We start from the raw sequence: 13,872 nt of genomic DNA on the forward strand, positions 1-13,872 counted from the left end.
GTCAGATGGCCACGCAGATTTCGAAGGCCGATTTCCGCGACGCCATGGCAAGGGTCTGCGCGCCGGTCAACATCGTCACGACAGATGGTCCGGCCGGGCGCGGCGGCTTCACCGCCACCGCCATGTGCAGTGTGTCGGACGAACCGCCGACACTGCTGGTGTGCATGAACGGCCGCTCGACGCAGGCCGCCATGTTCCTCGCCAACCGGCGCTTCTGCGTCAACGTGCTGACGCATGACCATATGCACCTGGCCGGCAAGTTCGCCGGCGCGACCAGGGACATGGAGGCACGCTATTCGGCGGCGCGCTGGCAAACGCTGGCCTCAGGCACGCCGGCGCTGTCCGATGCGATCGTCAATTTCGATTGCGAGATCGAGGATGTGCACATAGTCGGCACGCATAATGTCATGATCGGCCGGGTTATCGACGTCAGGCACGGCAGCGGCGGCTCGGCGCTGCTTTATGTCGACCGCAATTACACGCAGCCGACGCGGCTTGGCAGTTTTGGCGGCTGAGCGGGAGCAGTCAGTTCTCGCCGGCGATCAGGCTCTCCAGCAGATCGAGCAATTGCTCGAGCCTCTCATGTCCGAAGCGCTGTTCGATGTCGCGGTAGATGACGAGGCGTTCCGGCGACAAGGCATCGATAAGGGCGGAGCCCGCCGGGGCGATCGTCAGCACGACACGGCGGCCATCGCCTTCCGCCCTGTTGCGGGTGATGAATTTTCGGCCCTCGAGCGTCTTGATGATGCGTGTCAGGCTGGGCGGCAGCACCGAAGCGCGATCGGCAAGTTCCGTCGCCTCGACAGGGCCGGCCTCGCTCAGAACGCGCAGCACACGCCATTGCTGTTCGGTCACGTCATGCGCCGCCAGCATAGGGCGAAACCGCGCCATCACCACTTCGCGGGCATGGAGCAGCGCCATCGGCAGAGAACGACGGGTGTTTTCAGGCAGCAAGAAGCAGCGTCCCCAATGATGCGGGCGGTCGGCGGGACCGCACGCCAAAACCTGACCTTTCCATCCCGTATCGTCGCCTCAACTTGGATGCAAGGCTTGACTTCAGTGATGCTGCATGTAATTAACGCGTTAACTACAGCAGCGCAACAATCCGGGAGGCGAGACGCGGTGCCTCACTTTTCCATCGAGTATTCGGCCAACCTCGATGCCAAGGTCGACATGAGCGAATTGTGCGCGCTGGTGTTGCGCACCGTGCTCGGCACCGGGCTGTTTGAAACCGGCGCGGTGCGGGTGCGGGCCTTCCGTGCGGAAGCCTATGCCATCGCCGACAGCCTGCCGGAAAACGCTTTCCTCGACATGTCGTTTCGCATTGGAACCGGGCGCAGCGCCGAGGACAAGAAACGAACCGGGGAGGCGGTCTTCGCCGCGGTGAGCGAATACCTTGGCCCCCTGTTCGATACCCCGCATTTCGCTCTTTCCCTGGAGATCAGGGAGATCGACCCGGTACTGAGCTGGAAGAAAAACGCAATCCATCCGCGACTGCGCGGCAAGTGACGGAAGCTGATATGTCCGACCTCGAAGGCAATCTGAAAAAGGCCGAGGCCTATCTGGCCCGTTTCAAGCGCGACGGCGTGCTGAACCAGATCGGCGGCGAAGCGGTGCCGGCGGTGGATGGCTCGACCTTCGAGAGCATGTCGCCGGTCGATCTCAAGCCGCTGGCCAAGGTCGCGCGTGGCAGTGCCGCCGATATCGACCGCGCCGCCAAGGCGGCAAAGGCGGCGTTCCCGGCCTGGGCCGCCATGCCGGGCGACGGGCGCAAGAAGCTGCTGCACAAGATAGCCGATGCGATCGAAGCGCGCGCCGAGGAGATCGCCTTCGTCGAGTGCATGGACACCGGCCAGGCGCTGAAATTCATGGCCAAGGCCGCGCTGCGCGGCGCCGAGAATTTCCGCTTCTTCGCCGACCGCGCGCCGGAAGCGCGCGACGGCGAGACGCTGCGCACGACAGGCCAGGTCAACATCACCACGCGCGTGCCGATCGGCCCGGTCGGCATCATCACGCCGTGGAACACGCCGTTCATGCTGTCGACATGGAAGATCGCGCCGGCGCTGGCGGCAGGCTGCACCGTCGTCCACAAGCCGGCCGAATTTTCGCCGCTGACCGCTCGCCTGCTGGTCGAGATCGCCGAGGAGGCCGGCCTGCCGAAAGGCGTGTGGAACCTGGTCAACGGCCTCGGCGAGCACGCCGGCAAGGCGCTGACCGAGCACCCTGACATCAAGGCGATCGGTTTTGTCGGTGAGAGCCGCACCGGCTCGATGATCATGAAACAAGGCGCCGATACGCTGAAGCGCGTGCATTTCGAACTGGGCGGGAAGAACCCGGTGATCGTCTTCGCCGACGCCGATCTCGAACGTGCGGCGGATGCGGCCGTGTTCATGATCTACTCGCTCAACGGCGAACGCTGCACCTCATCGTCGCGGCTTCTGGTCGAAGCCTCGGTCTACGACACATTCACGGATCTGGTTGCGGAGAAGGCAAAGCGCATCAAGGTTGGCCATCCGCTCGATCCCAAAACGGTGGTTGGTCCGCTGATCCATCCGGTGCACGAGGAAAAGGTGCTTTCCTATATCGAGATCGGCAAATCGGAAGGCGCGGTGGTAGCCGCCGGCGGCGGCAAGTTCGCCGGTCCGGGCGGTGGCTGCTATGTCAGCCCGACGCTGTTTACCGGCGCCACCAACAGGATGCGCATTGCCCAGGAAGAGATTTTCGGGCCGGTGCTGACCGCCATTTCCTTCAAGGACGAGGCCGAAGCGCTGGCGCTGGCCAACGACACCCTATACGGCCTGACCGGCTATCTCTGGACGTCGGATGTTACCCGCGCCTTCCGCTTCACCGATGCGCTGGACGCCGGCATGATCTGGGTCAATTCGGAGAATGTGCGGCATTTGCCGACGCCGTTCGGCGGCGTCAAGAATTCCGGCATCGGCCGCGACGGCGGCGACCATTCCTTCGATTTCTACATGGAGACGAAGAACATCGCCTTCGCCACTTCAGCGCACACGATCCAGAAGCTCGGCGGCTGACCGGAGGACATCGCATGCCACTGCCCAAACCAAACCTCTATCCCGCCTTCAACATCGTGCGCCTCAGCCATGTCGAACTGGCGGTCACCGACCTTGCGAAATCCCGCGCCTTCTATGTCGACACGCTTGGCCTGCAGGTTACCGACGAGACATCGGACGCCATCTATCTAAGGGCCCTGGAAGAGCGCGGACACCACTGCATCGTGCTGAAGAAGGCCGGCAGCGCCGAAGCCCGCGATCTCGGCTTCAAGGTTTTTTCGGATGAGGATCTCGACAAGGCCGAGCATTTCTTCAAGGCAAAAGGCCTGCCGGTCGAGTGGGTCGAGCGACCGTACCAGTCGCGCACCTTCCGCACCCGCGACCCGCACGGCATTCCGCTCGAGTTCTTTGCCCAAATGGAAAGGCTGCCGCCGATTCATCAGAAATATGCGCTCTACAAGGGCGTGAAGCCGCTGCGCATCGACCACTTCAACTGCTTCTCGCCCAATGTCGACGAGTCCGTCGCCTTCTACAACGAGCTTGGCTTCCGCGTCACGGAATACACCGAGGATGCCAGTAGCGGAAAGCTGTGGGCGGCCTGGACGCACCGCAAGGGCGGTGTCCACGACATCGCCTTCACCAACGGTGTGGGTCCGCGCCTGCATCACGTCGCCTTCTGGGTGCCGACACCGCTCAACATCATCGACCTGCTCGATCTGATGGCGACGACCGGTTACCTCGCAAACATCGAGCGCGGCCCAGGCCGGCATGGCATTTCCAACGCCTTCTTCCTTTATGTCCGCGACCCGGACAATCACCGCATCGAGATCTATTGCTCGGACTACCAGACGGTCGATCCGGATCTGGAGCCGATCAAATGGGACCTCAAGGACCCGCAGCGCCAGACGCTATGGGGCGCGCCGGCGCCGAAAAGCTGGTTCGAGGAGGGCAGCACCTTTGCCGGCGCGGCCGCACGCCAACCGGATTTGACGGCGTCGCCGATCATCGCACCGTGACCACAGACGCGAACCTGACGGAGACCGGGATGACTGCACCTGGGCGGCTCGCCACCTTCACCGTCGGCGGCAAGACGCGCTATGGCGTGGTCACAGATAAGGGCGCCGTCGACCTGTCGGCGCGGCACAGCCAGTGGCCGACGCTGCGCGAAGTGATCGAGGCCGGCGTGCTACGGCGGCTGGCGGAAGAGGCCGAAGCCTACGCCGTCGATTTTCCAGTCGGCGCCATCGCTTATGAAATCCCTCTGCCGTCGCCGGAAAAGATCATCTGCGTCGGCGTCAACTACCCGGACCGCAACGAAGAGTACAAGGACGGCCAGGCCGCGCCTTCCAACCCGTCGCTGTTCATCCGCTTCCCCCGCTCCTTCGTCGGCCACGACGCGCCGCTGGTGCGGCCGCCGGAATCGCCCCAGCTGGACTATGAGGGCGAGATCGTCATCGTCATCGGCAAGGGTGGACGACGCATCGCCGAGAGGGATGCGCTTGACCATATCGCGGCACTATCCCTGTGCAACGAAGGCACCATTCGCGATTGGGTACGGCACGCCAAGTTCAACGTCACGCAGGGCAAGAATTTCGACCGCACCGGCTCGCTCGGTCCGTGGCTGGTGCCCTTCACCGACGAGGCGCAGATTGCCGACATCGCGCTGACCACCCGCGTCAATGGCGAATTGCGCCAGCAGGACCGCACCAGCCGGATGATCTTCTCGTTCCGCAAGATCATCGCCTATGTCTCCACCTTCACCACGCTGGTGCCAGGCGATATCATCGTCACCGGTACACCGACCGGCGCCGGCGCCCGCTTCGACCCGCCGATCTGGCTGAAGCCGGGCGACGTGATCGAAGTCGAAGCCGACGGCATCGGCGTGCTCCGCAACGGCGTCGTCGACGAGGCAGCATCGTGACCCCCGAGCAAGTTGAAGATGCCGCGGCAAGGCTGTTCGAAGCCGAGCGTTCGCGCCGCCAGATCAGTCTGCTCAGCCTCGACTTTCCCGAGGCGACGATGGAGGATGCCTATCGCGTCCAGGCAGCGCTGGTGAACCGCAAGACCGATGCCGGGCTGACCCCGAAGGGCTGGAAGATCGGCCTGACATCGAAGGCGATGCAATATGCGCTCGCAATCGACACGCCGGATTCGGGCGTGCTGTTCGACGACATGTTCTTCAACGACGGCGCGACGATACCCGTCGGCCGCTTCATCCAGCCGCGCGTCGAGGCCGAGATAGCCTTCGTCATGAAGGCCCCGCTGAGGGGCCCAGGCGTGACCATCTTCGACGTACTCAACGCCACCGATTATATCACGCCGGCGCTCGAAATCCTCGACACGCGCATCGAACGCGTCAATGCCGAGACAAAGAAGGCGCGCACTTTCTTCGATACGATTTCCGACAACGCCGCCAATGCCGGCATTGTCATCGGCGGCCGGCCGCAACGACCCGATGAAGCCGATATGCGCTGGATCGGCGCCATCGTCTCGCGCAATGCGGAGGTCGAGGAGACCGGGCTTGGCGCCGGCGTGCTCAACCATCCCGCGATGGGCATTGCCTGGCTGGCGGACAGGCTCGCCCGCTACGGCATGTCCATCGCGGCCGGCGAGGTGGTGCTGTCCGGATCGTTCGTGCGCCCGGTCGAGGCGCGGCCCGGCGATACGATCGTCGCCGACTTCGGCAGCTCGGGAACGGTCAGCATCCATTTCGCCAAGAGCTGACGGCTCTCATCGGCTCGTCAGTTGGGCTGTTCGCCGCGCAGGTAGTCAATCACCACATCGGCTGCGATGGTCGACATCCGCAAGCCGACATCCCTGGTGATGTCGCCTTCGACGCGGCTTTGCACCCAGCCAAGAAAGGCGAAGGCACGCAAGGCGGCGAATAGAGGCAATGCGGCGATGTCCTGCGGGATCAGCGCACGCTCTTGCTGGTAGCCGTCAAGCAAAGCGGTTTCGATCAGCGGGTAGATCGCCTCCTCGCGGTTCTGGTAGAGGGCGACGGCAAGGTCGTAAATGTGCCAGCCATGGCCGCAATCGTCGAAATCGATGATGCGCACCGCGCTGTCATGGATGAGCACATTTTCGCGCACCAGATCGGCGTGGATGATGCCGAAATTGCGCGCGCTGCGCTCATGTTCCGACAGCGCCTTCACTACCTTGTCGCGCGCCTGCAAGACCAGCGCGCGGCGAGGACCATCGAGAAAGGGCGAGGTCTCGAACCGGCCCCAGACCGGGTTCGCACCGAAGAAGCCGTCGAAGTCCCAGGCATGGCGGGCGAAGCCCGCGGGCGGCGTCCACGAGGCAGTGACATTGTGCATATGGGCGATGGTCCGCCCGATCGCCGTGAAGATCTGGATCGACTGGTCGGCCGTGTAGGCCAGTGGCACGCCGCGTGCGCCCACGGCGCGGCCCTCCAGCCAGCTCAGGCAATCGGCCTGCCGGGGCTGCGCCGAGGTGGCCGTGCTGACAAGCACGAACGGATCGCCGGCCTGTGTTGCGACGCAAGACGGCGTGGCGACGCCGGCGGATTGCAGGAAGCCCATCCATTGCAGTTCCGAACGCAGCGCGGCGTCCGTGTGGTAGCCGAGCCGGTGGATGCGCATGGCTGCCGGCTGGCCATCCGGCAGCCGCACGCGGAAGACGGCGTTCTCGCGGTGCTTCAGAAGTTCCGGCTCAGAGTTGCGGACGCCCCAATGCTCGAGCGCACGCCTGGCGAGCTCCGTGACATCGGCTGCCGTTTCGGGCTCGGATTGGGTGGAAACAGAATTCACGCCGGCACTCCGCCGACTTCGCCCAGCACCTCGTCCAGCAGGCCGATCAGGAAATCGGCATTGTCGCGCGAGAACGGCATGGGCGGGCGGATCTTGAGCACATTGCCGTGGATGCCGGTCTTGCCCATCAGCACGCCGCGATGGCGCATGCGGTTGGCGACCTGCTCGGCAATGTCGGGCGCCGGCTCGCGCGTGTCGCGGTCGTGGACCAGCTCGGCGCCGAAGAACAGTCCGGCCCCCCTGACCTCGCCGATGCACTCATGCCGATCGGCCAGCGGGCGCAGCAGGCCAAGCGCATAGGCGCCGACGTCTTGCGCGTTGGCGACAAGGTTTTCCTGTTCGATGACGTCGAGGACGGCATTGGCGACCGCGCAGGAGACCGGGTTGCCGCCAAAGGTGTTGAAGTAGCGGAAAGCGTCGCGGAAGGTCGCCAGTATCTCCTTGGTGGTGACCACGGCCGCGATCGGATGGCCATTGCCCATCGGCTTGCCCATGGTGACGATGTCGGGGACGAAGCCGGCGCGCTGATGGCCCCAGAAATGGCTGCCGGTGCGGCCGAAGCCGGGCTGCACTTCGTCGGCGATGACCAGACCACCGGCTTCGCGCACGGCCGCCAAGGCGTCGTCGAAAAATCCGGTGGGCAGAGCCGGGAAACCTTCATTGGCGAGCAGCGGACACAAGATGATGCCAGACAGGCCAATGCCGTCCTGTGCCAGCGAAGCGATCGCTTGACGCACGGCGTCGCCAAAGGCCTTGCCATTGGCCATCGCATCGGGATGGCGATAGCTGTCGGGGGCCGGCACCAGCCTGACATGGGGGGCGCGGCCGCGGATCGGAGGCATGCGCGTGCTGAGCTGCGAAACCGCCGCCGTGTTGCCATGATAGGTGGCGTCGGTGGCGATGATGCCCACATTGCCGGAGGCGGCCTGCGCCATGCGCAGCGCTATGTCGTTGGCCTCGCTGCCGGTACAGGTCAGGATTGCGGTGGCGAGGCTTGCATCGAAGGTAGCCGTCAGCCGCTCGACATAGTCGAGAATTGCGGTGTGCAGATAGCGTGTGTGGGTGTTGAGCAGGCTTGCCTGACGGCACAAGGCCTCGACCACATGCGGGTGGCAATGGCCGACATGGGCGACGTTGTTGTAGGCATCGAGATACTTGCGGCCGTCGGCATCGTAGAGCCAGACGCCTTCGCCGCGCACCAGGTGCACGGGCTCGTCGTAGAACAATTGCGATTTCGCGCCGAGCAGGCGGGCACGCCGCTTGACGAGCGCTTCCTCGCTCGGGTTCTTCTCAGATTGGGTCATTGCGTACCAAACTCCATTGCGTCAGCGGGTCTATCGGGCCCTCGACAGACCTGCATCGATGGCCTTGCCGATCTTTGCCACGTCGGCGGCGCTGATGATCAGCGGCGGCGACAGGATGATGTTGTTGCCGGACACGCGCAGCATGACGCCGGCGTCATAAGTGGCTTCCGAAACCACGGCCATGGTCTTCTTGTCCACCGGCTTTTTCGTCGTGCGATCGGAGACCAGCTCTAGCGCAGCCATCAGGCCCTTGTACCTGATGTCGCCGACGATCGCGTGCTTGGATTTTAGCCCCTTCAGCGTCGCCGCGAGCTCGATGCCGCGCGCGGCTGCGTTCTCGTCCAGGCGAAGCCGCTTGGTCTCGGCAAGTGCAGCCAGCCCTGCCGCGCAGCCGACAGGATGGCCGGAATAGGTATAGCCATGACCGATCGCCCCGAAGCTGGTCTTGTCGGCCTCGAAGACGTCGGCGACCTTGGCGCCGATCAAGGTGGCGCCGAGCGGGAAATAGCCCGAGGTGATCGCCTTGGCGATGGTCATGAAATCCGGCTTCACGCCGGATAGCCGCGAACCCGACCAGGCGCCGGTGCGACCGAAGCCCGTGACCACCTCGTCGGCGATCAGCAGGATTTCGTGGCGGTCGCATATCTCGCGGACCAGCGGCATGAAGCTGTCATGCGGAACGATGACGCCGCCAGCGCCGAGAACCGGCTCCATGATGAAGGCGGCAATGGTGTCGCCGCCCTGGAAGGCGATCTCGTCCTCCAGCGCTTTGGCGCACAGTTTGGCCAGCCGCGCCGGATCGGTCTCATCGAACGGATTGCGGAAGGTCCAGGGTGCGGGAATGTGGAAGACGCCGGGCATAAGCGGCTCATAGTTGCGGCGGAAATTGGCGTTGCCGTTGACCGACGCGCCGCCGAAATGGGTGCCGTGATAGCCCTTCTTCAGCGCGAGGAATTTTGTCCGGTCGCCCTGGCCGCGAATCTTCCAGTATTGGCGGGCGAGCCGCAGTGCGGTTTCGACCGAATCCGAGCCGCCCGAGGTGAAGAAGGTCCGCACCATGCCTTCCGGTTCGAACCATTCGATGAGTTCGTAAGCGAGCTCGATCGACGGGCCGGTCGAGGTTCCGCGAAACCCGGAATAGTAGGGCAGGGCGCTGAGCTGGTCGGCGATGGCCTTCTTGATGGGGTCGCAGGAGTAGCCGAGATTGACGTTCCACAGGCCGCCAACCGCATCGAGCACGGTGTTGCCGTCGATGTCGGTGACCATCACGCCTTCGCCTTTCATGATCACCTTTGGCGGGTTGGCCCGCATCTCGGCCGGGTGTGCCATCGGATGCCAGATCGGCTTGGCGTTTTTCTCGGTGAGGAAATTGATGTCGCGCATCGCAAGGCTCCGCAAATGTCTCAGGAGATGAGGTCGAAATGGCCGAGGGCCTCGGCATAGGAAAGTGCCGGCCGCGCGACGTCGAAATGAACGGTGCGCATGCCGGCGGCACGGCCGCCATCGACGTTGCGCTGCTGGTCGTCAACGAACACGCAGGCGCGGGCAGGCAGGCCAAGCGCCTCGGTCACCAAGGCATAGGCGCGCGGATCGGGCTTGAGGATGCCGGTATAAGTGGCGTCGACGATGGTGTCGAACAGCTCGAGCAGCGGCAGCCGCTGACGGAAGCCGGCGCCATAGAACAGATCTAGCTCGTTGGACACGATCGCCAGGCGAAATCCCGCCGCATGCACGGTCCGGATTGCGCGGACGGCTTCGGGCCGCACGATCTTTTCCGGCTCGGCTCCGCGTGCGCGCTGGACGAATGTCTCCATCGCCTGCCAGTCCTCGCCGACGAGCCGGCCGACTTCGCTGGTGCGGGTGCGCCAATAATCGCGCTCGCTGATCTCGTCGGCCTGCATTGAGCGCCACAGCGGATCTGAATCCGGGTCGAACGGCCCGTACCATTGCAGCGTTCCCGGCGCGAGGCCGAGCGCCTGTTCGGTCAAGGCATGGGTCTCGAAAAGGGTCCGGGTGACGACGCCGCCGAAATCGAGGACGAGCGCCTGGGCAGGAACAGCGCTCACGCAGCCACTCCCTTGGCCGGCATGCCGCGCGGGATGATGCCTTCCTCGACCCAGCGGTCGAAGATTTCGAGCGCCTTGCCGACGAACTCGTCGCTGTTGATGTGGGCGTCGATCTCGTGGAACTCGACGCCGGCGGGAATGGCCTTGCGCATCTCGTCGGTAAAGGCCGCGAGGGCTTCGGGTTCGTACAGCGGCTCGCCCTGCGCATCCCATTCCTGGATGCCGCCGGAGGGCAGGATGAAAGCGGAGCGCCCCTTCGACGCACCGAGCTTGGCGGCGATGGTCCTGGCGACTTCACGGCGGTCGGCGGCATCGACGGTGATCGAGCCGATCAACCTGTTATGAGCATGGAACGGCCGCTGCGCGAACTTTGTCGGCAGCGCCTGCCAGGTCGGCAAATCGACCATGTCAACGGCGCCAGGGGCTGCGATCTGCGGAATGCCGCGGGCGCCGGCATTCTCGAGCCGGTCGGCGCCGGAGCTGACGACCGAACCGGCAAGATGATTGGTGATCTCCTGCAGGCTGAAGTCGAACACCGCGCAGAAATGGTCCTGGCTGGCGATCGATTCGAAGGCCCGGCCCCCCATCCCGGTGGTGTGAAAGACTGCGACGTCATAGCCGCGCTGCTCCAACGCCGGCTTCAGCGTCTTCATATAGCGCAGGCAACTGCTGCCCAGAGAAGTCATGCCGATGGTCGGCCCGACCGCCGTGGCGGAAGCACGGGATGCAAGCACGATCCTCGCCGCACCGACGACCGCGCCGCAGGCCTGGGAAAGGACCAGCTTGCAGATGGTGTTGAGGCCGTAGAGCCCGCCTGCCCACAGGATCATCATCAGGTCGGGCGCGACACGCTCGGGCGGAATGAGGTGCGAGTAGGCGATGGTCGAGACGACGAATTTCGGCACGCCGAGCGGCAGGCACAGCGCGACATCGAGCGCCAAATCGGTTCCCATCGAACCACCGATGGCGATGAAGGCGTCGATCTCGCCGCGCTGATGAAGCTGGCGCACCAGCTGAACGGCGCCGACTGCCATCAATGTCATGGCGGTGTTTTCATCGCCGCTCGAGACGATTTCGGCCATCGTCACGCCAGCGGCCCGCGCAACGGCATGCTTGTCGTGATCGGGACTATAGGCGGGGTCGCCCAGCACGCTGACATCCATCATCACGGCGCGGCCACCCGATGCCTCGATGCACGCTTTCATGAACAGCAGTTCGTCGGTCTTGGTGTCGCCCGTGCCGATGACCAGGATGCGGGGCGTTGCCATACTTACAGACATCAGGCCTGCCTCCTCAGGGTTTGCAGGTTTTCGCCATTGAGGCGCATCGAAATCTCCCGTGCTGCGGTCACAACCGCAAGCCCTCGTTCCACGATCGTAGCCGGTGTCGTCCTGGCCTTCGGGGCTGCCACCGCAATTGTCCCCAGCGCAAGACCATCGGCGGCGCGGATTGCAGCCGCGACGCCGATCACGCCGTCCTCATGGCCCTGGTCGCAGATTGAATAGCCGCGGTCGCGCGCCTCGCCGATCGACTTTGAAATGGCGGCCGACTCGACGAGGGTATGATCGGTGAAGGCCTCAAGCGAACCTGTCAGGCATGCTTTCACGGTCGCGTTGTCGGCGAAGGCCAGATAGGCGATGCCGGAGGCGGTGGAATGCAGCGGCAGAAGCTGGCCGACATCGATGTTCACCCGGTTTGCCCAGCTTGAATGCTCGACATGGACGGTGATCAGCCTGTCGACGCCGAATTCCGACAGATGCACCGTCTCGGTTGTCGAACCCGCCAGATCCTGCGCCACGGGAATTGCCGTTTGCAGGAACGGGAAGCAGGCTTCGCGGATACGCGCCAGCCGCGACAGGCCGGCGCCGAGGCGATAGTGCCGCGTGCCGGCATCCTGCTCGACGAAGCCATGGCCGCCCAGCGCCATCAGCAGCCGCCGCGTCGTCGCCTTGTCGAAGGCGCACCGCCGCGCGAGATCGGAAAGTCCGAGCTCGGGCTCGTCCGCCGTGAACAGCTCCAGAAGTGAAATCGCCTTGCCGACGGTACCCATCCAGCCTCCCGCTCGGATAGAAACTTAATGTGTGAATTAACTTGACAGGCATCGGCATTCTTTGCAAGTCTATATTCAAAATAACGGTTCAAATAATGAACCGATGGCATTCAGGGAACAGGCCGAGCGGCCGCGAACCCAGGGGTTCGTAAAACTGGAGGGACAATGTCAGCAGTTTCGGAACAGGCGCCCGCCAACAGGCTGCGCAAGAACAGTCTTGGCGTCGGCGCTATCACCTTCATGGTGATTTCGGCGGCGGCGCCGCTCACCGCGGTCGCCGGCGGCACGCCGCTCGGCATGCTTATGGGCAATGGGGCGGGCTTTGCCGGCACCTATCTTATCGTGACCGTGTTGCTGCTGCTGTTTGCGGTCGGCTACGTCGCCATGTCGCGCCATGTCGGCAATGCCGGCGCCTTCTATGCCTATGCCGCGCGCGGGCTCGGCGGCTTTGCCGGCGGCGCAACCGCAATCATCGCGATCCTGTCCTACAATGCCATGCAGATCGGGGTCATGGGCCTGCTGGGGGCCGCGACCGCCGGCCTGTTCGCCGGCTGGGGCATCGACCTGCCCTGGTGGGTGTGGAGCTTCATCGCCGTCGCCATCGTCGCGGTGTTGGGCTACCGCCAGGTCGACCTGTCGGCCAAGATCCTGACGGTGCTGGTGCTGTGCGAATACATCGTGGTGCTGGTGTTAGACCTCGCCATCCTCAAGACCGGTGGCGACAGTGGTCTCTCGGCGGCGCCGTTCAGCTGGAGCCAGATCGTCAGCGGCTCGCCCGCCATCGCCATCCTGTTCTGTTTCGCCGCCTTCATCGGTTTCGAGGCGACGACGATCTACGCCGAGGAAGCCCGCGACCCCAAGGTGACCATTCCGCGCGCCACCTATTTCTCCGTGCTGCTGATCGGCGTCTTCTACATGGTCACGGCCTGGCTGATGGCGGTCGGCGCCGGCGTCGACAAATTGTTGCCCGCACTGCAGGCGCTTCAGGATCCGACGACTTTCCTGTTCGGCCTGTCCGACCGCTACGCCGGAACCATGCTGTCGCACGCCATGGGCATCCTGTTCGTGTCGAGCCTGTTTGCCGGCGTGCTGGCGTTCCACAACGCGGTTGCCCGCTACATCTACGTCTCGGGCCGCGAGAAGCTGTTGCCTGAAGCGATCGGCGTGACGCATTCAGTGCACCAGAGCCCGCATGTCGCTTCCGTCATCCAGAGCGTGTTGGCAGCGATCGTCATCGGACTGTTCGCGGTGCTCGGCCTCGATCCGGTTCTGGCGCTGTTTTCCTGGCTGACCAATGTCGCGACGCTGGGAGTCATCGTCATGATGGCGGTGGCCTCGCTCGCCGTGGTGATGTACTTCCGCGCCAACCCGTCGACGCAGGAGAATGCGCTGAAGACCACCATCCTGCCTGGGCTGGCCTTCATCGCTTTCGTCGTCATCATCTACCTGATCGTCATTAATTTCGGTGGCCTGTCCGGGGCCGGTGGCTTCCTTGGCGTGTTGCTGCCGGGGCTGGTGCTGATTGCCGCGGTGGTCGGCCTGCTGCTTGCCGGTGCGTTGAAGAGCCGGGATCCGGTTGCCTTCGAAAATCTCGGCGTGCCGCTGAAGGACTAGGACAAAGGACAAGGGGGTAGCGCGTTCGGCGCCGCCCCTTTCCATCGC

Annotated in this window: 14 protein-coding genes; 7 read left to right on the top strand and 7 right to left on the bottom strand. The window is 64.2% G+C overall.

Annotation, left to right across the window (positions count from 1 at the left end; translation table 11 throughout):
- Positions 1-5 precede the first annotated feature (5 nt).
- Positions 6-515: a flavin reductase gene (locus tag NKJ80_RS17550; RefSeq protein WP_023692271.1), complete on the top strand. Its 510-nt coding sequence runs from the start codon at positions 6-8 to the stop codon at positions 513-515.
- 10 nt (positions 516-525) lie between these two features.
- Here the strand turns inward: NKJ80_RS17550 and hpaR are convergent, their stop codons facing one another.
- Positions 526-921: a homoprotocatechuate degradation operon regulator HpaR gene (gene hpaR / locus NKJ80_RS17555; protein WP_023714916.1), complete on the bottom strand. Its 396-nt coding sequence runs from the start codon at positions 919-921 to the stop codon at positions 526-528.
- 201 nt (positions 922-1,122) lie between these two features.
- Here hpaR and NKJ80_RS17560 point away from each other — a divergent pair, with 201 nt between their 5' ends.
- From NKJ80_RS17560 to hpaH, 5 genes are read left to right on the top strand one after another with little or no spacing between them, the layout of a single operon-like run.
- Positions 1,123-1,509: a 5-carboxymethyl-2-hydroxymuconate Delta-isomerase gene (locus NKJ80_RS17560; RefSeq protein WP_023667827.1), complete on the top strand. Its 387-nt coding sequence runs from the start codon at positions 1,123-1,125 to the stop codon at positions 1,507-1,509.
- Between the two features lie 11 nt (positions 1,510-1,520).
- Positions 1,521-3,038, top strand: coding sequence for a 5-carboxymethyl-2-hydroxymuconate semialdehyde dehydrogenase (gene hpaE / locus NKJ80_RS17565; protein ID WP_352498020.1), 1,518 nt, complete (start codon positions 1,521-1,523; stop codon positions 3,036-3,038).
- A gap of 14 nt (positions 3,039-3,052) precedes the next feature.
- Entirely contained in the window at positions 3,053-4,033 is a 981-nt protein-coding gene (gene hpaD, locus NKJ80_RS17570; RefSeq protein WP_023682712.1) for a 3,4-dihydroxyphenylacetate 2,3-dioxygenase, read from the top strand.
- Positions 4,034-4,062: 29 nt separating this feature from the next.
- Positions 4,063-4,938, top strand: coding sequence for a fumarylacetoacetate hydrolase family protein (locus NKJ80_RS17575; RefSeq protein WP_352498021.1), 876 nt, complete (start codon positions 4,063-4,065; stop codon positions 4,936-4,938).
- Complete coding sequence (gene hpaH, locus NKJ80_RS17580) at positions 4,935-5,741, top strand: 2-oxo-hept-4-ene-1,7-dioate hydratase (protein WP_502902206.1); 807 nt, start codon at positions 4,935-4,937, stop codon at positions 5,739-5,741. The genes NKJ80_RS17575 and hpaH overlap by 4 nt, the downstream gene beginning before the upstream one ends.
- 17 nt (positions 5,742-5,758) lie before the next feature.
- Here the strand turns inward: hpaH and NKJ80_RS17585 are convergent, their stop codons facing one another.
- From NKJ80_RS17585 to NKJ80_RS17610, 6 genes are read right to left on the bottom strand one after another with little or no spacing between them, the layout of a single operon-like run.
- Complete coding sequence (locus NKJ80_RS17585; protein WP_352498022.1) at positions 5,759-6,790, bottom strand: phosphotransferase enzyme family protein; 1,032 nt, start codon at positions 6,788-6,790, stop codon at positions 5,759-5,761.
- Positions 6,787-8,094 carry an aminotransferase class III-fold pyridoxal phosphate-dependent enzyme gene (locus NKJ80_RS17590; RefSeq protein WP_352498023.1) on the bottom strand — a complete coding sequence of 436 codons (1,308 nt, stop codon included), beginning with the start codon at positions 8,092-8,094 and terminating at the stop codon, positions 6,787-6,789. The genes NKJ80_RS17585 and NKJ80_RS17590 overlap by 4 nt, the downstream gene beginning before the upstream one ends.
- A 30-nt stretch (positions 8,095-8,124) precedes the next feature.
- Positions 8,125-9,477 carry an aminotransferase class III-fold pyridoxal phosphate-dependent enzyme gene (locus NKJ80_RS17595; RefSeq protein ID WP_352498024.1) on the bottom strand — a complete coding sequence of 451 codons (1,353 nt, stop codon included), beginning with the start codon at positions 9,475-9,477 and terminating at the stop codon, positions 8,125-8,127.
- A gap of 20 nt (positions 9,478-9,497) precedes the next feature.
- Positions 9,498-10,160: an HAD family hydrolase gene (locus NKJ80_RS17600; protein ID WP_352498025.1), complete on the bottom strand. Its 663-nt coding sequence runs from the start codon at positions 10,158-10,160 to the stop codon at positions 9,498-9,500.
- Positions 10,157-11,440, bottom strand: coding sequence for a Tm-1-like ATP-binding domain-containing protein (locus NKJ80_RS17605; RefSeq protein ID WP_023729179.1), 1,284 nt, complete (start codon positions 11,438-11,440; stop codon positions 10,157-10,159). Before NKJ80_RS17605 ends, NKJ80_RS17600 begins: the two co-directional genes overlap by 4 nt.
- Positions 11,440-12,210 carry an IclR family transcriptional regulator gene (locus NKJ80_RS17610; RefSeq protein ID WP_352498026.1) on the bottom strand — a complete coding sequence of 257 codons (771 nt, stop codon included), beginning with the start codon at positions 12,208-12,210 and terminating at the stop codon, positions 11,440-11,442. The genes NKJ80_RS17605 and NKJ80_RS17610 overlap by 1 nt, the downstream gene beginning before the upstream one ends.
- Before the next feature lie 165 nt (positions 12,211-12,375).
- Between NKJ80_RS17610 and NKJ80_RS17615 the strand changes: the two genes are divergently transcribed.
- On the top strand, positions 12,376-13,824 hold the full coding sequence (locus tag NKJ80_RS17615) for an APC family permease (protein WP_023751798.1): 1,449 nt from the start codon (positions 12,376-12,378) through the stop codon (positions 13,822-13,824).
- Positions 13,825-13,872: the final 48 nt, after the last annotated feature.

This window comes from Mesorhizobium sp. M0030 (assembly GCF_040323695.1).
Lineage (GTDB): Bacteria > Pseudomonadota > Alphaproteobacteria > Rhizobiales > Rhizobiaceae > Mesorhizobium.